This is a genomic window from Corynebacterium ulcerans (genome assembly GCF_000767685.1).
GTDB lineage: Bacteria > Actinomycetota > Actinomycetes > Mycobacteriales > Mycobacteriaceae > Corynebacterium > Corynebacterium ulcerans.
In genome coordinates this window covers 1836575-1863019 of the sequence record NZ_CP009622.1, presented here as the reverse complement: position 1 = coordinate 1863019, position 26445 = coordinate 1836575, and the positions used below count along the sequence as shown (strand labels likewise).

At 54.6% G+C, this 26445-nt stretch carries 22 protein-coding genes and 2 tRNA genes; 12 read left to right on the top strand and 12 right to left on the bottom strand.

Annotation, left to right across the window (positions count from 1 at the left end; genetic code table 11):
- Window position 1 precedes the first annotated feature (1 nt).
- Genes CULFRC11_RS08420 through CULFRC11_RS08395 form a run of 6 tightly spaced genes read right to left on the bottom strand, consistent with a single transcriptional unit; the run spans window position 2 to window position 9371 of the window.
- Entirely contained in the window at window positions 2-979 is a 978-nt protein-coding gene (locus tag CULFRC11_RS08420) for a hypothetical protein (protein WP_038620754.1), read from the bottom strand.
- The gene (locus tag CULFRC11_RS08415; RefSeq protein WP_023636135.1) at window positions 976-1989 is read right to left on the bottom strand and encodes a lantibiotic dehydratase C-terminal domain-containing protein; all 1014 of its coding nucleotides are present in this window, start codon (window positions 1987-1989) and stop codon (window positions 976-978) included. Before CULFRC11_RS08415 ends, CULFRC11_RS08420 begins: the two co-directional genes overlap by 4 nt.
- Window positions 1989-4589 carry a lantibiotic dehydratase gene (locus CULFRC11_RS08410; protein WP_023636134.1) on the bottom strand — a complete coding sequence of 867 codons (2601 nt, stop codon included), beginning with the start codon at window positions 4587-4589 and terminating at the stop codon, window positions 1989-1991. The genes CULFRC11_RS08415 and CULFRC11_RS08410 overlap by 1 nt, the downstream gene beginning before the upstream one ends.
- A complete protein-coding gene (locus tag CULFRC11_RS08405; protein ID WP_023636133.1) occupies window positions 4586-6070 on the bottom strand; it encodes a nitroreductase family protein in 1485 nt (494 codons plus the stop codon). Before CULFRC11_RS08405 ends, CULFRC11_RS08410 begins: the two co-directional genes overlap by 4 nt.
- Window positions 6071-6105: 35 nt before the next feature.
- The gene (locus tag CULFRC11_RS08400) at window positions 6106-7656 is read right to left on the bottom strand and encodes a YcaO-like family protein (RefSeq protein ID WP_023636132.1); all 1551 of its coding nucleotides are present in this window, start codon (window positions 7654-7656) and stop codon (window positions 6106-6108) included.
- Window positions 7653-9371, bottom strand: a complete 1719-nt coding sequence (locus CULFRC11_RS08395) for a hypothetical protein (protein WP_023636131.1) — start codon at window positions 9369-9371, stop codon at window positions 7653-7655. Before CULFRC11_RS08395 ends, CULFRC11_RS08400 begins: the two co-directional genes overlap by 4 nt.
- 534 nt (window positions 9372-9905) lie before the next feature.
- On the opposite strand from CULFRC11_RS08395, the gene CULFRC11_RS08390 reads away from it, so the two are divergent.
- The 4 genes from CULFRC11_RS08390 to CULFRC11_RS08375 all read left to right on the top strand — a co-directional run bounded on the left by CULFRC11_RS08390 (window position 9906) and on the right by CULFRC11_RS08375 (window position 13554).
- Window positions 9906-10472 carry a single-stranded DNA-binding protein gene (locus CULFRC11_RS08390; RefSeq protein ID WP_023636130.1) on the top strand — a complete coding sequence of 189 codons (567 nt, stop codon included), beginning with the start codon at window positions 9906-9908 and terminating at the stop codon, window positions 10470-10472.
- Window positions 10473-10640: 168 nt separating this feature from the next.
- On the top strand, window positions 10641-12311 hold the full coding sequence (gene ettA, locus CULFRC11_RS08385) for an energy-dependent translational throttle protein EttA (protein ID WP_014526132.1): 1671 nt from the start codon (window positions 10641-10643) through the stop codon (window positions 12309-12311).
- Between the two features lie 200 nt (window positions 12312-12511).
- The gene (locus CULFRC11_RS08380; RefSeq protein ID WP_013912121.1) at window positions 12512-12940 is read left to right on the top strand and encodes an acyl-CoA thioesterase; all 429 of its coding nucleotides are present in this window, start codon (window positions 12512-12514) and stop codon (window positions 12938-12940) included.
- Between the two features lie 5 nt (window positions 12941-12945).
- Window positions 12946-13554 carry a DUF8185 domain-containing protein gene (locus CULFRC11_RS08375; RefSeq protein WP_023636129.1) on the top strand — a complete coding sequence of 203 codons (609 nt, stop codon included), beginning with the start codon at window positions 12946-12948 and terminating at the stop codon, window positions 13552-13554.
- Window positions 13555-13564: 10 nt separating this feature from the next.
- Here CULFRC11_RS08375 and CULFRC11_RS08370 read toward each other — a convergent pair whose 3' ends face one another.
- The 4 genes from CULFRC11_RS08370 to pepN form a co-directional block, all read right to left on the bottom strand.
- Entirely contained in the window at window positions 13565-14461 is an 897-nt protein-coding gene (locus CULFRC11_RS08370; protein WP_038620751.1) for a DMT family transporter, read from the bottom strand.
- 11 nt (window positions 14462-14472) lie between these two features.
- On the bottom strand, window positions 14473-14865 hold the full coding sequence (locus tag CULFRC11_RS08365; RefSeq protein ID WP_014836694.1) for a globin: 393 nt from the start codon (window positions 14863-14865) through the stop codon (window positions 14473-14475).
- Between the two features lie 25 nt (window positions 14866-14890).
- On the bottom strand, window positions 14891-15850 hold the full coding sequence (locus CULFRC11_RS08360) for a mechanosensitive ion channel family protein (protein WP_023636128.1): 960 nt from the start codon (window positions 15848-15850) through the stop codon (window positions 14891-14893).
- Window positions 15851-15993: 143 nt separating this feature from the next.
- Complete coding sequence (pepN, locus tag CULFRC11_RS08355) at window positions 15994-18609, bottom strand: aminopeptidase N (RefSeq protein ID WP_023636127.1); 2616 nt, start codon at window positions 18607-18609, stop codon at window positions 15994-15996.
- Between the two features lie 301 nt (window positions 18610-18910).
- Here pepN and CULFRC11_RS08350 point away from each other — a divergent pair, with 301 nt between their 5' ends.
- From CULFRC11_RS08350 to CULFRC11_RS08340, 3 genes are all read left to right on the top strand, one after another.
- Complete coding sequence (locus CULFRC11_RS08350) at window positions 18911-19531, top strand: mycothiol-dependent nitroreductase Rv2466c family protein (RefSeq protein ID WP_023636126.1); 621 nt, start codon at window positions 18911-18913, stop codon at window positions 19529-19531.
- A gap of 221 nt (window positions 19532-19752) precedes the next feature.
- Entirely contained in the window at window positions 19753-20226 is a 474-nt protein-coding gene (locus tag CULFRC11_RS08345) for a ribose-5-phosphate isomerase (RefSeq protein ID WP_031270487.1), read from the top strand.
- Between the two features lie 117 nt (window positions 20227-20343).
- Entirely contained in the window at window positions 20344-21354 is a 1011-nt protein-coding gene (locus CULFRC11_RS08340; protein WP_038620747.1) for a pirin family protein, read from the top strand.
- An 86-nt stretch (window positions 21355-21440) separates the two neighbouring features.
- Here the strand turns inward: CULFRC11_RS08340 and CULFRC11_RS08335 are convergent, their stop codons facing one another.
- Both CULFRC11_RS08335 and CULFRC11_RS08330 read right to left on the bottom strand, forming a co-directional pair.
- A complete protein-coding gene (locus CULFRC11_RS08335; protein ID WP_023636124.1) occupies window positions 21441-22244 on the bottom strand; it encodes a hypothetical protein in 804 nt (267 codons plus the stop codon).
- A gap of 134 nt (window positions 22245-22378) precedes the next feature.
- Window positions 22379-22621, bottom strand: coding sequence for a helix-turn-helix transcriptional regulator (locus CULFRC11_RS08330; protein ID WP_023636123.1), 243 nt, complete (start codon window positions 22619-22621; stop codon window positions 22379-22381).
- 266 nt (window positions 22622-22887) lie between these two features.
- Here CULFRC11_RS08330 and CULFRC11_RS08325 point away from each other — a divergent pair.
- The 5 genes from CULFRC11_RS08325 (at window position 22888) to CULFRC11_RS08300 (ending at window position 26433) form a co-directional block, all read left to right on the top strand.
- Window positions 22888-22962 (top strand) — tRNA-Gly (locus CULFRC11_RS08325).
- A 383-nt stretch (window positions 22963-23345) separates the two neighbouring features.
- A tRNA-Pro gene (locus CULFRC11_RS08315) sits at window positions 23346-23419 on the top strand.
- 76 nt (window positions 23420-23495) lie between these two features.
- Window positions 23496-24848, top strand: a complete 1353-nt coding sequence (gene tig / locus CULFRC11_RS08310; protein ID WP_023636122.1) for a trigger factor — start codon at window positions 23496-23498, stop codon at window positions 24846-24848.
- A gap of 340 nt (window positions 24849-25188) precedes the next feature.
- Window positions 25189-25788, top strand: coding sequence for an ATP-dependent Clp protease proteolytic subunit (locus CULFRC11_RS08305; protein WP_013912109.1), 600 nt, complete (start codon window positions 25189-25191; stop codon window positions 25786-25788).
- Window positions 25789-25803: 15 nt separating this feature from the next.
- Window positions 25804-26433: an ATP-dependent Clp protease proteolytic subunit gene (locus tag CULFRC11_RS08300; RefSeq protein ID WP_013912108.1), complete on the top strand. Its 630-nt coding sequence runs from the start codon at window positions 25804-25806 to the stop codon at window positions 26431-26433.
- Window positions 26434-26445 lie beyond the last annotated feature (12 nt).

Here is a 26445-nt window from a genome sequence, read left to right as displayed (position 1 = left end):
ACTACTGATATGGACTACCAGGGAAAACTATAAAGAATAGCACTATGATTGCCCATAACATTATGGTACCCAGATAAAGTGAAATGTAAATAACAATTATGGTAACGATTTGCTGTTGAAATATCTCAGAACGTAGTTGTTTTCTCCGTGCAAAATTCCATGCAAATTTTGGTAAATTATTGGTTCTGGATATCGTCTCCAAAATCTTGGTTCCGTCTGAATGTGGAACAGGAATAAGGGAGCCAACAAAGGTGAGAAATAAGATTCTGGGGAGCCAGGAGGCACCGTCGGGAAGCAACCCTTTGTTGTAGAGAAATACGGAAAGCCCTGTGAATATGAGAGTGGTGGCAGGGCCGACCGCAAGGACTGCAATTTTCCCGGCGCGAGAGGATATCGCCAATAGTCCAGGTAATTGCAAACTGAGGAATCGGCGGGGAAAAGGGGCAGTGGAAAATACTGCCGGTTTGATTCCGCACAGCAGAAAAAAGGCGATTCCATGAGCACACTCGTGGGCAATAATGGTGATGATTACGCCGGCGAGAATTGTGAAAAAACCGGTGAGATTAGGCGCGCTATGCGTTTGGGTAAAAGCGGAGCCCGCAGACAGGAGCAGGGCCGTCGATGCCGCCGCAAGTGCCATGACTAAGGTGACAAAAGAAACGAACCACACTCCACGGGGCCGTCCCAACACGCCTACGGGATGGGAAGATGCGCCGGTATCCGGGGCCGCAGTAAGCAGTCCCCGGTGTTCCATTGCACGTACGGCTTGAGCAACTTGCGGAATGGCAAGCATTCTCATGTCGACGCTATTCCCATTATCGCGTTGCCGGAAGAGATCCAGCAGCATCCAGGCCTGTGGGCCTAGCTCGCTGAGCTCACCCTGTGGATTACGCGCTACTGCGAAACTTCGATCAGGACTGTGGATAATCGGACCCAATGCCGCGCCGGGAGCAAACCGAAGATCGTGGATGCTGGTCATAATGCCTCCTGATATAACGCGTGCAGTAAATAAGCTAGATAGGCCTCATCGGAGATATTGACGGACATTCTGTTGTTGGTCATGTGTGCATAAGAGCGCAGAAGAAAAATGGAGTTCTCTTTCCACGTGTGGCCAGCCTCTGCCGCAGAATCACCAAAATCAAGCTCGTGAGAGGCATGTGCCGCATGGAGTTTCTCCACTGCAGACGTCATGCGTTGAGTAAAAGTGGCATAGGGTTCGGGAAGACTTGAACCGTCTGGGGCGTGGCGCAAGGCCGCACGAAATGGCGTGGCTGCACGTGAGAGCGCCTGAGCCTCGGTGGCGATTTTGTGCTGTGCCGTGGGCGAGGTGTAGCTGGTGGGCATAGAAAAAGACGAGGTCCAACCTGCGTGATAGCTTTCCCAAAAACGTCCTATGGATGCGTCGGAAGCCAAAACTGTATGCGCAGTGCAGATCATTCCTAGCGCAGCCGCGGCTAATCGTGAGGTCCGTGCTTCTAAAACGCCAGAGTGTAAAAGCTTTTCGACGAATAACGTCGAGGCTTGAAAAACATCTTGGCTAAGCGACATCCCTATCCGTCCGCCGTAGCGGTCATATTCACGCTCGTAGTAGCGTTCTCGGATGCAGTTATCTGGTTCTAGGCGCGGCAGGCCATCCTGATCGATGTAGTCGGAGAACCTGGACATGGGATATTCGTGTTCAAAGAGGCGCCGATAGCCTTCGGGATTGCGCAGGGACAGCTGGGGAGCGCTGGAAGGATGAGCGTCAATCCAGGGTTGGATAGTCTGATGGGCTTTGCATACGATGCGTTCACGGTCCGCAGGCTTATAAAGCTCTAGTCTTAAGCGGACATGTGCGCCTTCCAGCCAGTAATTCATATGGAAGAACCGTTTTACTAGGCCCTCCGCAACGCATGCATGGGCAAAGGGCAGTAGGCAGTCGCGGAGCAAGAGAGAAGGATCTTCTCCATAAAAAATATGAAAAGAGAGCCATGGATCGGGTGTACGCATTAGATGCCCTCCTTCAAAGAGCGTGTTCCCGTGACTACGTATTCCTGTGCTACACCGGATTCGCCAACATGCGGAAAGAATTCCTCAATGACGCACCCATAGTGAGCATTGCGTAATACACGTATGAGGTTGGTGATCGTTCCTATGATCTGGGAGTGATAAAACTGCCCCTTGTTCACAACGCCGTGGGCATCGAATATTCGCAGAACTCCGCAGTCGGGTAGCCCGTGATGGTGGGAAAAGCTGCGCCACCACACCAGGGCTTCTTCTAAGAGACACGGGATATTCATAGAGATGCTTGAAGCGGGAAAGAGCCAGCTTTCCCGCGCGAGGACAGCATCTCCTAGCATCAGGCGCGTTTGATGCGTTATCTCTGAACTCATACGCGGGAAAAAGTCCAAAGAACAATGCACGGGTGGCGCTAGGAGCATGAGGGCTTGCGTAGATAATGGCAGACCTCGGTCAGTGATGTACCCCATGTATGCGGGGAGGAGTTCGGTGCCGTGGGCGTCGAAAAGCTGCAAGCGTCCGCTGGATGCGCAGTAGGCCAGATGCGTGTCTGCGAGTCGAATATCAGATGCACGTGTGGTTTTTCGAGGGTGTCCCGGAATGAGAAGGGTGCTTGGGTAGGTAGCCGGATGCGCGTTGAGGTTGGAGACCACTTTTCCGGCTGTCAGCTCGACGAGTTTCACTCCCGCATCAGACGCATAATCCGATAATTCGGACCAAGCGCGTGCTGCGGAATCCGGCATCGCATGCGCAAACCGAGACCACGGGAAACCTGGCCCGCCAAGCGTTCGGTTAATCACGACCGTGGCCTTGTCGCCTTGCTGAACGTAGGCGTTCAAAGAACGAAGCGGATACCTGCGCGATTGCACGAGAGGGCGATGATCGATGAGGAGATCACGTATGTCCACTGGGCCAGTGGCGTTGCTTCTTAACTCGGCCACGTGTGCCAGGAAGCGACGCCGAGCACGAATCCATTCCCAAGCCTTACCCAGCGGCAAAGACGCAGTGGATTTCAGGTCATTTTCATCGACTGCCTCAATATCAATCTGGCGCAGTGGCGTGAGGACCTCGGCGACAAAACTGTTGACCAGCGCCGGAACATCGTGGCAGATTTCCCCACGGGGGAATTTTGCGGACACAAACTCCTCAAACAACGCGCGTTCTGCCTGCCGCACGTCAAGCAGATCGACCAGGTCTGCGAGGGCTTCCCAGTTAAGAGCTGCGCACGAGTCCGCGACGGGGGAGGGAATCGTCGATTCTTTCCCGACCCCATCCTCATACGCATGGGTATGGAATATCGGCATGCTGGGATCGACGAGTCGCCGGAGGCTATCCAAGTGGTGCGCGAGATCTAGGATCTGAGTGTGTCTGCGGTCAAAGTCGCTTATCGACGCCACCGCGTTGCATCCCTCCGCGATGCGGGCAATGAGATGTGCAGCAGATGCGGCCTTTTCTGACCCACGTGCTAAGTGCGTAACTATCGGCTGTTCAGATACCGCTGTGGACGGGGATAAATCGAGAGTGGGAACAACTAAGGCCGAAATTCGGATGGCATCGAGAACAATGCACTTTGTTTGTGCCTTGCTTAAACCTGTACGCGCCGAGAGCTCTGCGGCCAGCTGCTCACACGTGTATTCGTGGTTTTGGGGAGCACTTGCGGCTAAGGCCATGACTTTTCCAAATAATCCATTGGAATCGACCACTCGGCGTTCCTCCCGATAAACGGCGAGGTCCCGATCGCCGACGTGTCCTAGGTATTCGACGGAACACCGCGGCAGCGCGCAGTGACCATTTTCTGATAACGCGTCAGGATTAACCAGGACCGGGAGCGTGGCAATAAAACCAAAGTCCTTCTTCATAACAGAGAAAATCTGAGCCATGGCGTAGACGTTCCAACGCGCAATAGTGTGCACAGATGCCGTGGTATGAGACTCATCCGGGTGCCGGCTGGTGTGGGACAACTGAGACGGCGCGATTGTGCACAGGGCGGAAAACGGTACCGTCCGGGTGGCACTGCGGATCACGTATCCCAGCGCAGTGCGGTGTGCACGAGCTAGCTGCTTGGCAGACATCGCACGATCTGCACCCAGGTTTCGGATGGCTTTTGCAGCGGGGACCGACGTGACCAATACTGCCGAATCAACTCCTTGGTCTCTGGCGATCTTCCCGAGGCAGTCGCGCTCTCTTTTCTTGGAACGCATAAGTACGTCGTGCAGCTGCGCTGATGACAGCACGTTTTCGGCGGCAGTGATCGCCGTATCCACAGCAGTCGCTACGCCGGCAGGCAACAGCACACCAGCGGATGTAGCTTTAGCCAGCAGGGCACGAACTTTGCGCACGTCATGATGATGTGCAGCTCGCTTGAGATCGAGTAGCGTGTGGCGCAACACTGTGTGTGTACACCCCGCGACGTCCTGGCGGGCCGCAGAACCAAGGGCATCAAAGGCCGCGTCTACGCGGAGTCGCTGGTCTAGATCGGCAGTAAGTAGTGCGTCGGTGGGGGCGTCGCAAAGCTGCCGCAACGCCTCATACGGCACACTGCAGCTGCGAACCAGGGCTTCATTAAGAAGCTTCCATGAAATGGTTGTCATAGTAACGAGTTCCTCCACCGTGCGTGAGGCCGATCCACACCTACGAGTATGTTGAGGACCGGGATGAGGTTATCCGCTAAACCGAGGTAGTTGCGCTGGTACTGAGCATCAAAGCCCAACACAGCGCCCACAGAGACCCGCTCCTGTGCCGCAACAGCATAGACAGCGTGACAAAAGGCCCCGACCTCAGCACATGCCCACCGATAACCAGAGGCACCGTAAGTAGTGGTTACCCGCTGCAAATCTGCGCACAGCACTAAGACGGCTGAGCTGCGCAGGGGGTCGTAGTTTTTCAGGAGATAGGTGTTGCGCAATAACTCGGGAAGCTGTGGACACGGGCGCGCAGGAGCCGCCGCAGGATATGTCTCACTATCCGCTATAAGCGAATGTGCTAAGCCCGTGACGTTGACGCACAGCGCGGCTGCTTGGGTACCCGAGAAATAATCAGTTTCAGGAGGTGTTCCCAGGAGTGAAGCGGCCGTGGCACGCCCGCGTTGCACCATGCGAGTAAGCACACCCACGTCGATTGGAGCTCCGGAATAGCGCCCAAAAGAGCTGGAGCCTCGCTTGATTATTGCTGGTGGCGGGGCGGCGATTCTTTCCGTAGAAAAAGGCGCACGCATACTCTGCATTTCTCGGAGCCGCTGTTTTTGCAAAGCCACAGTGGTGGGAAAACGTACGGGCATCGTTCCCGAGTGCGCGAGTCGAGCAGCAGTCTGGAGAACGGCTGATGGCGCGCCAGCGGTAACAGTGTCTGAAGGGGAGCCGTTAGGCAGCGTGATCGTGCAATATATGGCCTCGTCGAGGGGATCGCTACCGAGGAATTCGGAGAGAGCGAACTCGTCGGGTGACCAGTCGATAGCCACCGGCCCAACAGCTGCATCCAGTTGGGAGACTAACGCCGCGACAACGATCCCCACATCCACGGAGGTCGCTTGATACGCAAAGTCACCGTACTTAAACGCTGAACGCCAAAACTCCACGGTAACCAGCAGGGTTTCACCGGCAGCACGCGAGTGTTCGCCTCGTGGGGAATCAGCCCTTAGCTGCTGCCATTGGCAGGTTATGGGGTTGAATAAGTACAGGCCGGCGGGCAGGTGGCTATCTCCGGGGCTGTATCTGTAGACGTTCACTGGGTATAAGCCTCCGCCTGAGGCCGTATTACGAGACCACTGAAAAGATTGGACCTCAGTTCGGGTCCTCGTAGGCGAGTTGCAGTCGACTTCTGCACGCAGACGAGTTCTGATCAGGGAATCCTCCAGCGCCTGCGCAATAGCGATGTCCGTGGGGGACATGGTGAGCGTATGGAGCTGGAAACGAGGGGCGTCCGGAACAATTTTTGCGGGATAGGGTTGATGGTTCCAAAAAGGACCTTGAGCAGGGAAGACCATGCCGTGTTCTTTGCGCTCCAGGATGAGCTGCGTGTATTCGGCCGCAGCGTTATCTGTTGTGGCCCAAAAATCTGCAGTATGGCGATCCATAGGACTCACCACCTTTCAGCGAAGCATGAGGAACATTAGGGAAGCGGGTGCGGAACAAGATTGAGACGGGGAGGTGAGCTGGGAGGGGCTAGACCCAAAGCGCGAAAACATGTCATCTGTTGCCTCAACCTAGGCATATGCAATGCCCTGGTCAGCTGTCCGATATATTCCAGCGGCAAGAGACCAGGGACAATAACCTTGACAGCTGAAAGCCCCACCATTTGGTGATAACTCTGGGTGAAGTCGACAACATAGCCGTAAAAGCCATGTGCTTTGAGACGCTCGACTAGCTCAACGAGAGACAAGCGAGGGCACCCCGGGATGTCGGAGACACGGAGCAGCTCTTTACGGGGCAGGAGGAGGAAAGCGGCGGCGTCGATAAGCTCGGAAGCGGCAACGCTGAGGCGATGAGCTGCCCCGGAACCGTCCGCACGCACTGCGGCGGCGTCTGACAACCGTGCACTAGCAAGCAAACGCGACTGCGGATAATCCGCCATGACCTCCCGTAGAGCTTTGCGCACTGCAACATGAGGATCGGGTGCAGCGGCTGCCCCAACACAGAGGAAAGTGCGCTCAGTATCCGTGCATACCGCAATAACAGCAGGAACTCCTACACTCAGCGGGCAGTAAAACGCGCGGATAACCAGCCCTTGCCTGCGAAGATGCCGCAGCATTGCCTGGTAAGTGCGATCATTGATCGAGTCAACATCGATCTCTGGGACGGTCATGGAACCATGCCATACGGCCAGAACAGCGTCACGTTCAATGACCTCCACTAACCCGGACATCACCGCATCCTCCCATGTGCGCCCCACCGCAGCGCCGCTGGAGGAATCAAAGCAAAAACGAGCTTGTGTGTCAGACCAGAAAAACGCCATATCTGTGGGAACTACCCATGCGGTTTCATCTCCCAGGCGAATAGCGCGTGTCCAATTGCGGCAGTGATCGTAAGAACGGTTCCACCGTTCGTTGTCCACCCCAAAATCAGTGGCAGGGACGTGGGGAATATGCGTATCGACGCCTCCCGCTCCCTTATTCCCACATGCGGATGCGCGCTCGACGGCCTCGTAAAGAGCTAGCTTTCGACTCTCAGCAATGGTCGGTGCCTGACCGCTCCAATGGAATGCTGGGCGAGATCCCACAGCAGGCATGGTTCCACGGGAAACCACCATTCCAGGACGGCGAATCTCCGTGATCGGCCCCGTCCCACACGGTGCTAGTACAGGCCCTGTGAGATCGGAAACCTCTGCGTTAGCAGCCCAGCCGTGGTGTGCAGTGCAGTGCGGGCTTGTCGGAATAAACACCGCAGAACTGGAGAGATACTGCGCATCAGTAGCCGCCAGTCTCCAGCCTCCTTGGGGGCGTTCGACATAGTGCACACGCTCAGACAGCCAGCGTCTGATGAAGCCGGGTACTCTAGCAGCCTTAACCCAGTCCGCAGCCTCTTCCGTACGATCCGCCCATGCGCTAAGGCAGACCCTGCACACCTCGGAGGGGACCGCTATCCACTGCTCATGACGCGGAGGCAGGGCGTGCGCTGGGAAATTACGCGCCGGGCAGTGCAGGTAGGCGACGCGCGTAGTCATGAGACAAGAGGCCGATGAACGGCCGGGTCGACGGTAGGCGGGGAAGCAGGTATCCACGTGCGTGGGCGCAACGCTACGGCAGTGAGCCCGGCGGCAGAGAGACGGGGATCTGTTAAAAGCTCAGTCACCGGTTCCTCTGCAAGGCAGCGCATGCTGGATTCTCTTAAGGCTAACGCCGGAAGTGCATGCGACCAGCCGTCGTGCGGCGGACAGTGCTTGTCCGCATGCAGTTGTGCAAGCGCGAGGTGGCCGTAGGCGGCTGATACCGCGGCTTGTTCTGCCGAGTCTCCCGCCGCCACGACGCTAAGAGTGGGATTATCGCATTGAATAACGACTACCGAGTATCCCCACAGAGGCGTGAGCTCTAAGAACATAGACGTGGCTGCGCCATAGAGTTCCTGAGCATCCCGCACACAGGATGAAGCCTCAGCGCCTGCATGAAATGGAACAACCGCCGAGGTGCCCTGCGTTGCAGAGTGAAAAGACCAATAAGCGGCTGCACGCGGGAGAGCGCGTTCCGTGGCTTCTTCCTGGGAACTTCCCACGGCAGCCGGTGTGGGAAGCCCAGTGGGCTGCATCAAAGGGGCGGCCGGCATAGTCCGTGCTGACTGTTGGGAGAGAAGGACGCGGGTAGTGGCTTCCTCAACTGCGCGTTCACGTGCAGCCTCCAGAGTGTCTAGCGCCCAACCGGTGACAACCCAACGCCGTTGATCGGGACCGGTCACGGATACTTGAGATAGTCGCAAGGGCATCTGAGTTATATCATCGTCAAGGAAGCGCGGCGTGAAGCCCAGAAGCGGATCAACCAGAGAAAACAGGGGAGAATCGCCATTATCGTGCTGCTGCTGTCCTAGCTGGTGTTGGGTCACCTCGCCGGTGGAAAGATCAATGCGAACTAGCGCTTGCGTGAGCGTTGCTGGCATGACACCAGAGACAATCTTGAAAGCCTCAAAGGACGCGACGATGCCAGCCATGCGGATAAGAGCTTCTGGAACCTCAGCAGTTTCTTTCTCATTGGATAAAGACTCCAACACACGCGTCGCAGCCATTGCCTCGGCCGCGACATCTGATGCGATGACCAATCCGTTGCCAATTCTGCGGACGGTGATGGTGGCGGCGTCGCTGAGTTCGCGCCAGCTCAGAGAGAGCAGGGGGCGGAGGTGCGATGTATCCGGAGAAAGCGCTGCACAACGCACTGTTGCACAGCCGTTTTCTTCCAAACTTGCTTTGATTAGATGAGCGCTTTCCGGGTGGTTGCAGCAGATAGTAAAAGGCGTGTGGCTGATCTTCTCCAGAACAGCAATGGGAGTGGGCGTGTAGTTTGCGAGGAGTCTTAAGATCCCGTCCCAAGGGCCGCCCCACTGGTATGCGGCAACAGAAGGATTTTCCGGGGTCAGCCGTGTGAGCATCCCATGCCGGTATAACTCGGATTCGAATAGCTTGATGGTCTGAGCACCGGCAGCGCCCAGGTGTTGGAGAGCATCTGCGAAGAGTACGTCGCCTTCAAAAAGGGGCGTTGCGGCACGGAAAGCTTTGTATGCGCCTGGGCCGTCGATAGAAAACCGGCGGAAGTCATCGTGAAACTCCACGCCTGTGGGCGTCTCGGAGAACATCACATTACTGTGCAGGAACGGTCGCCATCCCTGAGCCGCTGTGGAATTCTCAGTCTCTGGCAAGCCGGTGGGACGTGGGGAATTCTGTACGATACGGGTCATACGATCACCATTCCTTTGGGGAGCAATCTCACACAAACCCTCAACTCATCGCCGGATTCCTAGAGCACAGAGTGCTTTTCGACGGGGAAGAGCGTGCCGACGAGCGGGGTGATGGCCCGGGGGTAATCCGAAGAAGAATCAAAAATTCATTGACAAAAGCTTACCGCAAAATGTGCCTTAGGTTTAGAAAAGTTATTAAACAGATAGATATTTATCAGAAGGTGCTGGTGATGGGCAGATGAGCTTGGGTGAGCTAGCGGGTTGCTCATTCCGCAGCATAAAAGGTTCACAGCATCAAGAGCCCGCAGCCTATTCGAAGATCTTCTGTGGATAGCTTGCAGCTGGAAGCGGAGTTGTCCACAGAAAGGCAGCCGGCACGATGAGAGGGATATTCGTGTGCGCGAAAAGTGCGCAAGATGTGGAGGGCAGGGAATCGGCGTTAACCCTTGTGCTGCGGAACAAAGTTCTGCGAGATGACGCGGACCTGCGTGGTTATCAGCTAATACCAATGAACTCAAGAAATGGAATCACATCATGCATATTCAAAGCACCATCGTAGGAAACCTCACCAATGAGCCAACATTCGTGCAATTCGCTAGCGGTGGAGTCTGCAAGTTTCGTATCGCTGCGAGTCGCAGGATGCGTAAGAATACTGCGAACAACGAAGCTCCTGGGGGAGAGTCTCAGTGGATTGATACGGACCAAAACTACATTGACGTGGAATGCTGGGGTCAGCTAGGTGTGAACGCCCGGATGTCATTGGAACGTGGGCGTCCCGTGATCTGTTCTGGTTATTTGATCACGCAAGAATGGACTGATGCTGCAACGGGGAAGCCGGCATCAAAGATAATTCTCAAAGCTAACTATGTGGGGCTTGAGCTGAGCCGTTACGTTGTGTCTTCACGTAAATCGACTGTGGAGGACATCCACCATGTTCCTGGACTGCCGGCTCCGGACAATACGGATAACCAACCTTTTATCCCGGACCGGGACTATTCAAGAACCAATGACTTTTTGAATGAAGAAGATAACGGTGCCGCGAACGTTTCCGATGAGTTAATAGGGGCAGCGGCAACGGGGTCCCACAATCCGCCCTTTTAACCGACTTTTAAAAAACTCGCCGAATAATAGAGGCGGCGGGCTTGCATAGTGAGGAAATAAAACCTCTTTTAGGTTAGGAGGGCGCAGCGCGGGGCGAATTTATAGGAAGAGTGATGTACCCTTTGACGTGACTGAAACCTATTTCAACATTTAAAGGGGAATATCACTGTGGGCGAATTCATCTACACGATGAAAAACGTGCGCAAGGCTATCGGTGACAAGCTCATTTTGGACAATGTCACCATGGCCTTTTACCCAGGCGCCAAGATTGGCGTTGTGGGCCCGAACGGCGCTGGTAAGTCTTCGATCCTCAAGATCATGGCTGGACTTGACCAGCCGTCCAACGGCGAAGCATTCCTTGACCCCGGTGCTACCGTGGGCATTCTTCTTCAGGAACCACCACTGAACGAGGAGAAGACCGTTCGTGGAAACGTTGAGGAAGGCCTCGGCGAGATTTTTGAGAAGAAGCAGCGCTTCGAGCAGATCGCCGAGGAAATGGCGACCAATTACACCGATGAGCTCATGGATGAGATGGGCAAGCTCCAGGAAGAACTGGATGCCGCCGACGCCTGGGAGATCGACTCTAAGATCGACCAAGCGCTTGAGGCACTGCGCTGCCCGCCGTCCGACGATCCGGTTACGCACCTCTCGGGAGGCGAGCGTCGTCGAGTAGCGCTGGCTAAACTGCTGCTTTCTGAGCCCGATCTTTTGCTTCTCGACGAGCCCACCAACCACCTGGACGCAGAATCCGTGCTGTGGCTGGAAAAGCACCTTGCAGACTACAAGGGCGCTGTCTTGGCAGTCACCCACGATCGTTACTTCCTGGACCATGTTGCAGGCTGGATCTGTGAGGTTGATCGCGGAAAGCTTTACCCTTATGAGGGCAACTACTCTACCTACCTGGAGACCAAGGCTCAGCGACTAGAGGTCGCCGGCAAGAAGGACCAGAAGCTGCAGAAGCGATTGAAGGAAGAGCTCGCATGGGTGCGCTCGGGAGCTAAGGCTCGTCAGGCTAAGAACAAGGCGCGTTTGCAGCGTTACGAGGAAATGGCTGCAGAGGCTGAGCAGTACAAGAAGCTCGATTTTGAAGAAATCCAGATTCCCACTCCGCCACGTCTGGGCAACCAGGTCGTGGAAGTGGATCACCTGGATAAGGGCTTTGATGGCCGCGTTCTGATTAAAGACCTTTCCTTCACCCTGCCACGCAACGGCATTGTGGGCGTTATTGGCCCCAACGGCGTGGGTAAGTCGACGCTGTTCAAGACCATCGTGGGGCTAGAGAATCCAGATTCCGGTGACGTCAAGGTCGGGCAAACCGTTAAGCTCAGCTATGTCGACCAGAACCGTGAGAACATCGACCCAGAAAAGACCGTGTGGGAAGTCGTTTCCGACGGGCTTGATTACATCCACGTTGGCCAAAACGAGATGCCTTCGCGCGCGTATCTGTCCGCCTTTGGATTTAAAGGTCCTGACCAGCAGAAGCCATCCAAGGTCTTGTCTGGTGGCGAGCGCAACCGACTGAACCTCGCCTTGACGTTGAAGCAGGGCGGCAACCTGATTCTTCTCGATGAGCCCACTAACGATCTCGACGTGGAGACGTTGGGATCCCTGGAAAATGCTCTCCAGAAGTTCCCGGGTTGTGCCGTGGTGATCTCTCACGACCGTTGGTTCCTGGACCGTACGTGTACGCACATCCTTGCATGGGAAGGCAACGTGGAAGAGGGCCAGTGGTTCTGGTTCGAGGGCAACTTTGAGGATTATGAAAAGAACAAAGTTGAGCGTCTCGGCGCTGATGCCGCACGTCCATCTCGCGTCACACACCGTAAACTGACCCGCTAGTCATAGCGATCATGGCCGGTAGTGCACTGCGCTAGTTGATGCCCCTCGGTACTTGATGTGTGATCGGAAAACCGATTCACGAGTGCTGAGGGGCATCGTTGCACATAACACGTGTTACGAGGCTAACATTGTGCAACAGCACACACAGATGAAGAATAATGTGTGCTTTAACCTGATAGAAAACTTTGAGAAAGTAGAGCATGGCGGCAGAATCCACACAACAAGTTCACACAACTACAGTTCCCGTTCGGTGGACTGATTTCGACCGTTTCGGTCATGTGACAAATTCAGCGTATGTTGATTTAGCTCAAGAAGCGCGCACCAGGTGGGCGAATGATGAGTTTTTGGCGCAGGGGCACGATATTCCTGCGGTATTTGTTCGCCGAATTGAAGTGGACTATTTGCGTCCCATCATGCCCAGTACCGCTGAGGTGGAGGTTGAAACCTCCATTGTCCAGATCGGGACTACCTCGTTTACCACTCGTCAAAGTTTGAAGGACTGCGAGGGACACGTGTGTGCGGTTGTGCTCGCCGTGCAGGTGGCAGTGGATCTTAAGACTGCCCGTCCGCGTGAGATTGAGGCCCATGAACTGCAGGTTCTCACCAAGATTGCAGAATCGGCGCGTTAATCAAGATGAACGAGAGTCTAATTATTCCCGAAGGCCCGGCAACGGGAATAACGAGCCTGTTGCAGCGTGCTATCGGCCTAGACCGGCATGCTTACGCACGACTACAGCAGGTAGAAGACTGCGTGAACGTGTATGTGACCACTCCTTTTAGCGTGGTCGCATCGCGGAGAGTCAGGGGAGAAGCGTCGAGAGACGGCGCGGTTGTACTGGCTACTGATTTGCTGGCACGAGGTGAAGGCAAACCACATGACGCCTCGTGGGCAGGTGCTCTTCCCCCATTAACGGGCTTTAAGCTTATCGACGAAATCCCCGTGGGCGTTGCCAGCGACCTTGCAGAAAAAGGACGTTCTTTGGCCCGACAGTTTTCCGGTCCGATGGGGCCGCCCGCGAGCCTGTTGGATCAAAAAGTGATGGTGGTGTCTAGCGCGGATAAATCCGTGGAGATTTCGATGCGAATGATCTTTGCCTGCACCTCCCTGGGATTCATCCCTCCGGCTACCGCACCAGCGCATATACCGAGGCATCTCCGAGTATCCAGCGCCGGACGGTGGGTACGCATTGATGCTCCGTACGGAACGGTTTATGAGTCTCAAGGACTTTCCCTGTTGTCGTAGGAGCTAGGCGCTAAAGCAGCCGGATCGCTACGATTCCTATGAGCATGGCAGCCACCCCTAGGATCTGCCGGATTCCACTGTGTCCACCACGGATGCGCTCAATTGCAATGCTCGAGATCATCATTCCGAGTAACGCTGCAACGACGGTAAGGCCCGTTCCGATCTTTGGCACCAATGCCGCGTTAGCAAAAACAAACAATGCCCCAAGGCTTCCTCCAAACCACATCCACCAGGGATGAGAAGACCCGACGCGTTGTATCCGTGGACGCCACCGTAAAACGATGTTGAGCAGGATAAGGGCTGCAGCTCCTACGGAGAATGACACGAGTGCCGCCGTTGCCGCCGAGTGAAGCACAGCGCCAAGTCTGCCGTTGATAGCTGACTGCATGGCGGTAAGCATGCCAAATGAAACGCCGGCAAGCCGCCAGATCCAGTGAATAAAGCTCCCCGATCGGGTCTTAGAACTTTTCGGTTTCCCCACGGTGGCGAGTACTCCGGCAAATACTAAGAGTGCTCCCGCTACCCGGAGCGGGGTTATCGAGTTCTGTGGAGCGTCGAATAAGCCCCAATGATCGATGGCTAGCCCCATGAAGATTTGCCCTGAGATCGGCAGGACAACAGTTTGCACTGCGCCGAGCCGGGGGAACATGAAAATATTCGCGGTAAGGGCGATAACCCCCAAAAGTCCGCCAAACCAAATCCACGCGGGGGCGTGGTAAGCAGCTGAGACGTTGGGCAGCTGGCCTGTGGCAGCTATGAGAGCTACCGCGAGGGTCAGCGTCCCCACGCAAAAGGAGATCATCGAGGAGGAAAACGGCGTTCCAGTGGATGCGCTGAGCCGAGTATTAACAACCGTTTGGACGGGGATAACCGCCCCAGCGGCGACACCAAGAAGAATCCACAACATGCGAAACTCGACTAAGAAGCGCGGTTGATGAGCATGTCGGCTACGCGCTGCATATGATCCCACAGAGCAGCGCGATAGGCGGCGGGCAAAGTCTCTTCATCGAGGCTATCCAGCGCGGATTCCATGAGTAGTAGCCAGCGGTCTGCGGCGGCTTGGTCGATAGGGAAGTGCGCATGCCGCATACGAAGGCGCGGATGCCCACGATTCTCTGAGAACGTTTGAGGGCCACCCCAGTATTGGACGAGGAACCAACGGAGTCGGTCTTCCGCACCCTCCCAATCGTCGTGCGGGTACATGGGGCCCAGGATGTCGTCGGTGCGGACGAGCTCGTAGAAGCGGTGGACGAATGCACGGAATGTGGACTCGCCGCCCACAGCGTCGTAAAAGGATTGGGGAGTAGACATGGGACTTTCGTTTTCTGAGGGGGTGTTAGTCGGAGATGCGTCGCGAAGCCGCAATGCCTTCAGGATAAGGGGTATCAATGTTGTTGTGCTGGAGAGCAGTGAGGACACGCGCCGTTAGCTCTCGGGTGACATACCATTGTTGATCCGGGAGGGTTGTCACTCGGGCGCGGATCAGCATGTGGTCGAGCCCAATGGAATTAACACCATCGACGATAGGGGAGTCGAGGAGCACGTCGCTAATAGCCGGCTCTTGTGCCGCGGCTTTTACTGCGTCAGTGACAGCTTCAATGGCTGCGCTAGCGTTCTCGTCTAGTGCAACCGGAATATTGATGAGGGCCACGGCATATTCTTGACTGAAGTTACCGATCCTAAGAATTTCTCCGTTGCGGACAAACCACTGGGTGCCGTGAATATCGCGCAATGTTGTGAGTCGAAGGCTGACGTCTTCGACGGTTCCCACGATGTCTCCTACGTCGATAGTGTCGCCAACACCATATTGGTCCTCGATGAGCATAAAGACACCTGATAAAAAGTCTTTGACCAACGATTGCGCGCCAAAACCAAGAGCTACGCCGACGACGCCTGCTGATGCCACGATTGGGGTGACGTTGATCCCCAGGTACGTGAGGACAGCAAGGCACACCCAGACCCACACCACGACAGAGACTGCAGAGCGTCCTACCGCTGCAAGTGTGAGCATCCGTGATTGCCTACGTTGTTCCTGAGTCGCGCTGAGGGCCTCAGAAGACTTGCTAGCGGTCTTTCCCCGCAGAGGCAGCACCGAAGAAATCTTCGAGGGCTTTTTGTTGATGTTGATGTGAGCCGCTTTGGTAATGGCTTTCCGCAGAAGCCAGTTCGCGATGAGGCCGATAAGGATAGTGATCCCAATTTGGATAGGTTTGTCTATCAGCCATTCTTGGGTGTTTACGGATCCTAACCAAGAGGAGACCGACTCAGTCTGTTCTGTAGCACTAAAGATTGTCATCGTTGCCCACCGTAGCAGCGCGCTGTGCACTAAAGCTTCGGGAGGGGAGGTTGTGCGTGGAATCCATGAGGAACCCCCTGGAGGAGAATCCTCTATCCGCAGGAAGTGCCAGTTGACGTCCTACGGATAGAGGCGAAACAAAACTAGCGTGCGTCTATTTCACGTAGGCGTAAGGCGCGCTCCTGCTCAGACATCCCTTCAGACACCACCCGGCGAACACCAGCTGGCAAGGAGTCCTTGTTAAGGAACTCGTGGGCATTTTCTACCCCTTGTGCGGAAATATCCCAATAAGGATAGATTCCGGACAGCGTCACCAGTGCGACCTCAGACGACATCTCAGCCCAGATCTTTTCCGCCAAGGCAAAAACTGCGGAGTTAAATTGAGCGAGGCAGGGGCCAGATCCTGTGAAAGTAAGACCTTCGAGCTTATGGCGTAAGAAGAGGTTAGAAAGCGTGTTCTTTGTGTCGGTAACCTCAGCAAAGATTTCTGCCTTAACCTCAGCATCCGGTTGTGCTGCATATGCACGCAACGCCGCAAGCTCACCAGCGGAAGAACGATCTTTGTCCCGTAGCTTCTCTATGCTCTCACGAACCGCTGCTCCCGTGATGTCACCGTGGGCAATGAGCGCTGTAAGCGCCCACCATCGCAGGTCAGAATCTATTGTGAGACCCGGAAGTGAAGTAGTGCCGTCCACAATCGCAGCAAATTCGGTGGCAGCTTCTTTGGTGATGCGTATTTTTGCCAGAGCTTGAATAAACGCCAACTGTGCATCAGAACCAGGCTGCGCGTTGCGAGCACCCACCAAGAGAGCGTCGGCAAGCATGTCATGTCCAGTGTTATCTGCCCAAGCAGGGTCCACGTAGGACCGTACGGCCTTTGCCGCCTGGCTTAGGATGCGTTCAAGCACCGCAATTTCAGTCTCAAATTGAGCGCCACGTGCAACGAGCGTGACAAAGTCACGAGCGCGCATACTTCCGTCTCTTGTCATTTCCCATGCGGCGGACCAACACAACGTGCGTGCCATGGGATCAGAGATTTTGTCGATGTTGTTAACAATGAACTCCAGTGAGCCTGGATCCAGCTGCATCAAGCAGTATGTGAGGTCGTCGTCGTTGACCAGAATCAGGTCAGCTTGTGCACGACCGAGTAATTCTGGAACCGGCGTGGATGTGCCCTTAACGTCAATCTCGCATCGATGAGTTCTTTTCACCTGGCCGTCGATAAGCGAATAAAGCCCCACGGCGATCCGGTGGGTACGAAGCTCTCCCGCGCCGGGTGCTGCTCCACTTTGTTGGATGGCGAACTCGGAATAAACGCCATCTTTAACAGTAAAAGTGGGGGAAAGCTTGTTAATTCCAGTGGTCTTGAGCCATTGGTCGGCCCATTGGGAAAGATCGCGGCCGGAGGCCTCTTCAAAGGCTCCAAGCAGGTCATCAAAGGTCGCGTTAGCAAACGCGTGGTTGGCAAAGTGCTTGCGAACACCCGCCAGGAAGGCTTCCCGCCCCACAAAAGCCTGCAGCTGTTTGAGCACCGAAGAACCCTTGGCATAAGTAATGCCGTCGAAGTTCTGCTCAACGGTTTCAATATCAGAGGCGTCGGCTGTGATCGGATGCGTGGAGGGGAGTTGGTCTTGGTGGTAGGCCCATGACTTTTCCACATTGGCAAAAGTGACCCATGCCGTGGAGTATTCCGTTGCCTCGGCTTGAGAGATCGCCGCGGCCCACGTGGCAAAGGACTCGTTGAGCCAGAGGTCGCCCCACCACTTCATGGTGACAAGGTCGCCGAACCACATGTGGGCCATCTCGTGCAGGATTGTGTCGCAGCGACGCTCATAGCGGTATTTGGTGACTTTAGAGGAAAAGACGTATTCATCGCGGAAGGTCACCGCACCGGCGTTCTCCATGGCGCCCATGTTGAACTCCGGAACAAAGATCTGGTCATACTTGTAAAACGGGTACGCCATGCCAAAGTTCTCATGATAAAAGGTGAACCCTTGCTTGGTTTCTCTCAACAAGGTGTCCGCATCTAAATAACGCGCCAATGACTTCCGGCAGTAGATGGACATCGGAATCTCTAGCGCTGTGGGTTGGTCTGCGGGAGTCTCGGGATGGTGCGTTAGCGCGCCAGACCAGGTGTCTGAGACCTCGTGATAATCACCGGCGCACAACGCGACGAGATACGTGGAAAGCTTGTAATCCACGTGTGACCTGTGAATAGCTTTGTCCGCGGCGGTTGTTATCTGGGTATGAGCATTGGTGATTACTTTCCACGCTTTGGGGGCTGTGATAGTAAAAGCGTAGGTAGCCTTGAGATCCGGTTGGTCAAAGCACGCAAACATGCGTTTGGCATCAGCTGTTTCAAACTGCGTGTACAAGTAGACTCGCTGATCTTCCGGATCGATAAAGCGGTGAAGCCCCTGGCCTGTATGTGAATAGACGCATGAAGCGGTCACAGTAAGGGAATGCATTCCTGGAGTTAGCCCTCTTAAAGCGAGTCCCTGGGTCTCATCGTAGCCGGAGGGGGTCAGCGGAACCGCTGCTGCTGTGATGTCTGTGCCGTCGAGAAGCACCTCTGCTACGGATGCTGCTCGCAGGTCAATAAAAGTATCCCCGGCTTCTTTTACCGTGAAAGAGACCGTGGTGGTGGAAGGAAACTCTTTATCCCCTTCAGTCAAGTCGAGAGCAATATCGTAATGATGCACGTCAAGGATACGGGAACGCTGCTCAGCTTCTGCTTGCGTGAGATTGATGGAAGACATGTGATTAAGGAGCTCCTTTAGCTTGAGTTGAGGCTATCCAGAGTGCTAGGGGCGAAAGCTCTGTGGGCACTGCGTTTGATCTGTGGATTTACTTTACAACTGGATGCCACAGTGCAACCGGCTATTGGGCAAAGTCTTTTTTGCAGCAGGACAAACGCAGCAGGACAAACATGGCGTGGAATGATCGCGTGGGGAGATGCGTTGAAAAGGGCAGTGTTGCGCACTTGAGGGAAGGTTAAGGACCGAGAACTTCGAAGTGCGTTGGATGAGAAACTCGCATGAGGGATTAAAGGAGACTTCTATGACCGAGCACGTGACATTCTGGTTCGACGTGAGCTGCCCCTTTTGTTGGGTAACCTCTCGATGGATCAAAGAAGTGGAGCAGGTTCGCGACATTCACGTTGAATGGGTGCCGATGAGCCTTTCTGTTCTCAACGAAGGTCGAGACGAATTGCCGGAAGACTACAAAGAGAAGATGAAGGCGAACTGGGGGCCAGCGCGAGTGTTCGCGGCAGTCGCCTCGCAGCACCCCGATAAGCTTGATGAGCTCTACACAGTCATGGGAACTGAGATTCATAACAATGGACAAGGCGGCAAACAGGACTTTGGTGCTTATGACGAGATCATCAAGTCTGCACTGTCCACGGTCGGCCTAGATCCCGCATTGGCAGAAGTGGCTAACACCGAAACTTGGGATAAAGAATTACGCGAATACCATCGCGGTGCCATGGAACTAGTGGGTAACGATGTGGGGACACCAGTGATCAAGCTGGGAGACTCTGCGTTCTTTGGTCCTGTTATCACCCGGATTCCGCGTGGGGAAGAAGCTGGGAAGCTTTTCGACGCCTCCATCGCGCTAGGCTCCTATCCCTATTTCTTCGAGCTAAAGCGGTCGAGGACAGAGAGCCCTCGCTTTGACTAACCCCTGTATGAGGCTTTGTACGAGGTGCAGTGCGTCACATGTTTTTTAATGGTGTACTCGCATGACCTCGTATGATCCTTGTACGATCTCGTCCAGCGCTTCATATAACGATGCATTTCCTTATTAAGTCCTTATAAGAAGTTATGTGGCCGGGGAAAGGGAATATGAGGTGATGCGTTCCCTTCTTGGTGGTGTGCGGTGATGCGATACACTTTGAAACTATGCGCGTTTACCTCGGAGCGGACCATGCAGGGTTCGACATGAAGAACATTATCGCGGAACACCTCAAGACCAAGGGACATGAGGTTATTGACTGCGGTGCACACACTTATGATGCCCAGGATGACTATCCGGCGTATTGTATTGAGGCTGCTAGCCGCGTGGTCAATGACCCTGGTTCACTCGGCATCGTGTTGGGTGGTTCGGGTAACGGCGAGCAGATTGCCGCTAACAAAGTGAAGGGCGCTCGTTGTGCCTTGGCATGGTCGGTAGAAACCGCCCGGCTAGCTCGTGAGCACAACAACGCCCAGCTGATCGGTTTGGGCGGACGGATGCATTCTGAAGAAGAAGCACTCCAGATCATTGACGCCTTTATCGAGCAGGAGTGGAGCAAGGAGGAGCGTCACCAGCGGCGCATCGATATCCTCTCCGAATACGAGCGCACAGGAATCGCCCCGGCACTTCCAGAAGCTTAATTCTTCTCTAGCGTTACAGCTGTCTTTTTACAACTAACGATCCCTGATATCCGAGGCCTCTCTCCGGCCGTGATATCGGGGATTTTTTACTACGTGCAATCGATGAGGTGGAAAGCGATGACGAATATGCATAGCAACAGTCAGCCCATGCGGGCCCCAGTGGAAATCATCACTGCTCGGGAGGTTCCACTCGGGGGATTGCGTGCGATGACCGTGCGCCGGACGCTACCTCAGAAGAAACGGACAATGATCGGGGCATGGTGCTTTGTAGATCATTATGGTCCCGACGATGTTTCTCAGACCGGAGGCATGGATGTGGCGCCGCACCCTCATAGCGGTTTGCAGACCGTCAGCTGGTTGTTCCGTGGGGAAATAGAGCACCGCGACTCAGGAGGGAACGTTGGCACGGTGCGCCCTGGAGAGGTTAATTTAATGACCTCCGGGGCCGGAATTTGCCATTCGGAGGTATCTACGCCAACCACGGAAACTCTCCACGGTGTTCAGCTCTGGGTTGCGTTGCCGGATTCAGCCCGGAACAGTGTGCCCCGCTCCTTCGAGCATTATTCTCCCGAACCGGTGGATCTAGGGGAGGGGCAGGCAATTGTTTTTCTTGGCGAGCTCTGCGGTATGAAAAGCCCAGTACAAACGTTTACGCCGCTGGTAGGGGCGGAAATACGCGTCAAGAAGAATTCTTCTCTCGCCATACCCCTCGATCCGGCTTTTGAACATGGAGTGCTTGTCGACGCCGGCACGATCACAGTAGAAGACGTTGCTATTCCCCACGCGGCGCTTGCTTATGTAGGGGTTGGTACGGAACGCATCGTGATATCCAACCACAGCGATAGCGACGGCAGAGTACTGCTGATCGGTGGGCAGCCGTTTGCGGAAGAGATCGTTATGTGGTGGAACTTTGTAGGACGCTCGACCGAAGAGATTCGTAAGAACAGAGATGCTTGGCAAGCCCAAACAGATCGTTTTGGCAAGGTCGCTGGTTATCAAGGCCATGGCGGAGTGAATGCTCGGGGTGAGGGGATCAATGCGCAGGGATTAGCACGAATTGAAGCCCCCACGTTGCCTAACGTGACCCTACGGCCGCGGAGAAACCCGGCGCCGTATGCACGACCGTAGACAGGAATGACAACAAGCAAATACAAGTGAAGGTGCCCGTGCGTGGAAGCACAGGCACCTTCACACTTTGCGGAGGGGCTTAGCGACTAAAAATCGAAGTCAAAGTCGAATCCGCCGCCATCGCCACCGTCGCCGCCGAAGAAACCATCAAAGAATCCACCGTCATCGCCGGAATCTCCTCCGACATCTCCTATGTCTCCGGCACCGTCGCCGCCATTGGCAGCAAGGCCTTCTGCATAGCCTTTATCAAAGCCGGACTCAAAGGCATGAGCGCTGTATCCGACGCCAGACATACCGTTGAACAACGAGCTAAAGAGAAAAACGGATCCGGCGGTCCAGAGGCCACTACGTAACGCACCCGCCCACCACGGCTCGGAATACCATCCGGCAGGAACCGGGCGGCCAGCAACCATTCCGCCAGGGTAGTAATTCGGGGTATCGGGTGTTGCGTGAGGAGACGCCGTGATTTGTTGGCCCTCGAAGTCGATGGTTCGATTTTCGGTGACCTTTCCTGCTTGGCGTTGGCCTTCTAGTGGTGGTAGCTCAGGGCCGGCAGGTAATCCCATGATTTCGCGGGCGGCATTCATATAGTGCAGGCCTTCTAATGCAGACTCGCGTGCTAATTCTGCTTGGCGCACCGTCGTGGCCGTGCTGATCTGGGAAGACGCTGCGTTGTAGCGTTCTGAGGCGTCGGCAATGGCTTGTGTGGATGCTGCATCAGTGCCTGAGATCGTAAGTACTTGTGACCCTAGTCTTTCGATCCAACGGCGGGCTTCCGCGATTGAGTCTTGGAGATTGTCTGACTCGATCTGTCGGTTACTTTTATTGCCTCTGCTAAGGAAGAAGACGGCACCGCCGACGACGAGGACGACAAGTAATAACGCAATCATTGTGAATGCCTCCGTGGAAAATTGGGGACGTTAATTACTTTGACCAACGTTCCAAGGAAACAAAAAGTTCCTCAGCCTAACCTTGCGGATGGGGGCTGAGGAACGCGGGAAGAGAAACTTTGTGAGATGTGACTTTATACATCTGTGACGGGGTCTTCAGGTTCTGGGTCTTTCATAGCGTTGCGGGCATTGACCCATTCTTTGACTGCTTCGGAATCCCACAGAGTTAGACCATGGTGTTTAGCTACGGGGGAAGGGGCACGTCCTCGACCTGCATAACTCGTAAAAGTGCCACGAGCCGTGCCCGAGAACTCTGCGCAGTCATTTGCGGTCCACAATTCGCGGCCGGTATCTGCGTCGATGATCTTCGGTTGCATGAAAACATAATAACTCACTAATCAATAATGTGTCTTTTATGCAGGTTATCGGGCCTTGGTGTTGGGTAAAAGAGGGGTTTGAAGATTTTTGAGAGGTGAAAAACTTTAGAGAAATTATGTAGAAAAATTGGTTTTACTGACAGATGCAAGGGATGATTGATGAAGCTCCGTGGAGTGAAAGTTGGTGGGAAATGCTGGGGTTTTGTTCTTATCGCGAAAATCCGCTACTGTTATGCGCACAGCGTTCGACGCACTCAAACGCTAGTGGGAATGTCGTATAGTGGCTAATACCTCAGCCTTCCAAGCTGAAGACGCGGGTTCGATTCCCGTCATTCCCTCCACTTTCTTAAAGCCGGTGGCCTTGATTCAAGGTTGCCGGCTTTTTGCGATGTTGTTTGGGTGGGGATTGTCGTTTTTGAGAACGCTGAAAAATTCGACCGGCGGTTTTGTGTGGTGCATGGTTGCTAGCGTTCTCAAAAACGACAATTCTCGGCTTTTGTGGAGTGGGTGGGAGCAAGCGATGGCGGAAGATTGAAGCGCGAAAAATTGTCCTAACGTGTAGTGGTAATTTCCTCTTTTAGTGGCCTTGAACTGGCGTTTTGGGAAAATGCGATTCCATGGCGTAACTTTTTAGGGGCAGCTTGTACACTGCATGTACGAACTTGGTACGGAAATCCGTATTCTATGTTTGTATTGTGTGCGCGTTTGTTTGAAAGTTCGACAACGGGACGTGGCGCAGTTTGGTAGCGCACCTGCTTTGGGAGCAGGGGGTCGCAGGTTCAAATCCTGTCGTCCCGACGTAGATCCCTCCACTTGGTAAGGGTGGAGGGATTTTTTAAATTTATTGAGTACCCAACGATCAGGAGAATGGCTCGTGAAGAGTTCCGTCGAAAAGCTGAGCGACACCCGCGTCAAGCTCAACGTTGAGGTTCCTTTCGAGGAGCTGAAGTCTGAGATCGATCAGGCCTACAAGGCGTTGGCTCAGCAGATCAACATTCCAGGCTTCCGTCGTGGCAAAGCGCCGCGCCAGCTTATCGACGCCCGCATCGGTCGCGGACCGGTTTTGGAGCAGGTTGTCAACGACATGCTTCCTACCCGTTACCAGCAGGCCTGTGAAGAGAACGAGCTCGTGGTCTTGGGTCAGCCTGCTATCGATATCACAAAGATCGAAGACAACGACGTTGTTGAGTTCACTGCTGAGGTCGATGTTCGTCCAGAAATCACCGTCCCTGATTTTGCTGCCTTCAATGTAGAGGTTCCTGCACTCAAGGTTGATGAAGAAGCAGTCGACGCTGAGATTGATCGTTTGCGTGAGCGCTTCGGCGAGCTGAAGGACACCAAGCGCAAGCTGAAGACCAACGACTTTGCCACCATTGATCTTGCGGCTTCCGTTGACGGTGAGGCAATCGAAGAAGCTACAACCGAGGGTATGTCTTACCAGGTTGGTGCTGGCGATCTCATTGACGGCCTAGATACCGCTCTCCGTGGTCTCAAGACCGGTGAGTCCGCAGAATTCACCACCACTCTTCAGGCTGGCGAGTACGCCGGTAAAGAAGCAACTGTCACCGTAACTGTTCAGCAGACCAAGGAGCGCAAGCTTCCTGAGGTTGATGAAGAGTTCGTGCAGATGGCTTCCGAGTTTGACACCGTTGAGGAACTCCGCGAGTCCGTCAGCGCTCAGGTTGAGGAAAAAGCAAAGGCTGCACAGGCAACTGCTATTCGTGATGAAGTCTTGAAGGCGGCACTCGCAGAGTCCACATTCGAGCTTCCGGAAGGTGTTGTTAACGAGCAGGTTGAGGCTCAGCTGCACCAGCTGCTTGGCCAGCTCGCTCACGATGAGGCTGCTTTGAACGCTGCTCTTGAAGCACAAGGAACCACTCGCGAAGACTTCGACGCAGAGAACCGTAAGAACTCTGAAGAGGCAGTCCGTACTCAGCTGTTCCTCGACGCTCTTGCAGAGCAGGAAGCACCCGAGGTCTCTCAGCAGGAGCTGACCGACCATATCCTCTTCACTGCACAGAACTATGGCATGGAGCCAAACCAGTTTGTGATGCAGCTGCAGCAGTCCGGTCAGATCGCTAACTTGTTCTCCGATGTCCGCCGTGGCAAGGCTTTGGCAGCAGCTATCTGCCGTGTCTCCGTTAAGGACGAGGAAGGCAACGTAGTTGACCCGACTCAGTACTTCGGTGAGGAAGAAGCAGAAGCTTCCGAGGACGAGGCTAAGTAATAGGCTTATACACAAGAGGCCTCAATGAGATGCAACGCTCATTGAGGCCTTTTGCTATGCCGAGATAGAAGTTTTGTCGTTTTTGAGAACGCTAGAAAAATCGACGTGGGGGTTTGTAGAACTCGACCCTGCTAGCGTTCTCAAAAACGACAACTGGGCAATACAACCGCGCAACAGGCTGTATCGCTGTGGGATAGCGGTGGGATAGTGGCTCTGCTTGTTAGTTTGTCCTACGCTGTGAGCGAACAGGTGCCATGGGAGGACTAATAGGCAGGTAACGTGGGTTGCATTCGATAGTCACGTGGCTGGCTAAAAATGAAAATCTGTAAGGAGTACTGGAATGAGTGACCAGATCCGCATGGCTCAGGGCAGCGCTGGCCTGAACCTGAGTGATTCCGTGTATGAGCGCCTCTTGCGCGAGCGAATTATCTTCCTTGGAACGCAAGTGGATGATGAAATCGCAAATAAGCTCTGCGCACAGATCTTGCTGCTGTCGGCTGAGGATCCGCACCGCGATATTTCCCTGTACATTAACTCGCCGGGTGGCTCTGTCACTGCCGGTATGGCCATTTATGACACGATGAAGTACTCGCCTTGCGATATCGCTACGTACGGCATGGGGCTTGCTGCTTCTATGGGGCAGTTCTTGCTCTCCGGTGGCACAAAGGGGAAGCGCTATGCCCTTCCTCACGCACGCATTATGATGCACCAGCCTTCAGCAGGTGTGGGCGGAACAGCAGCTGATATCGCTATTCAGGCTGAGCAGTTCGCGCAGACCAAGCGTGAGATGGCTGAGCTTATCGCAGAACACACCGGTCAGACTTTTGAGCAGATCACCAAAGATTCTGATCGTGACCGTTGGTTTACGGCTGCGCAGGCTAAAGAATATGGCATTGTCGACCACGTGATTGCGTCCGCTCAGGGTCCGCTTTCTAACTAAGGCAGGAGAATATACATGACTACTTCCGGAATGCAGATGCCCTCTGCTCGTTACGTGCTGCCTTCGTTTATCGAGCACTCTACTTATGGCACCAAGGAGACTAATCCTTACGCCAAGCTCTTTGAAGAGCGCATTATCTTCTTGGGCACGCAGGTGGATGATACCTCTGCCAATGACATCATGGCGCAGCTATTGGTGTTGGAGGGGCTTGATCCTGATCGTGACATCACGATGTACATCAACTCTCCAGGCGGCTCTTTTACCTCCCTGATGGCTATCTACGACACCATGCAGTACGTGCGTCCTGACGTGCGCACCGTCTGCTTGGGTCAGGCGGCGTCGGCAGCAGCGGTGCTGCTCGCTGCGGGCGCACCAGGTAAGCGTGCCTGCTTGCCTAACTCCCGTGTGCTGATTCACCAGCCTGCTACCCAGGGGACGCAGGGACAGGTCTCGGACCTGGAGATTCAGGCGAAAGAGATCGAGCGCATGCGTGCGCTGATGGAGCAGACCCTTTCGCGTCACACTGGTCGTACTCCTGAGCAGGTTCGCATTGATACTGACCGCGATAAGATTCTCACCGCACAAGAAGCCGTGGAATACGGCATCATTGACCAGGTTTTTGATTATCGCAAGCTCAACGGCTAGCAAGTTCTGGTC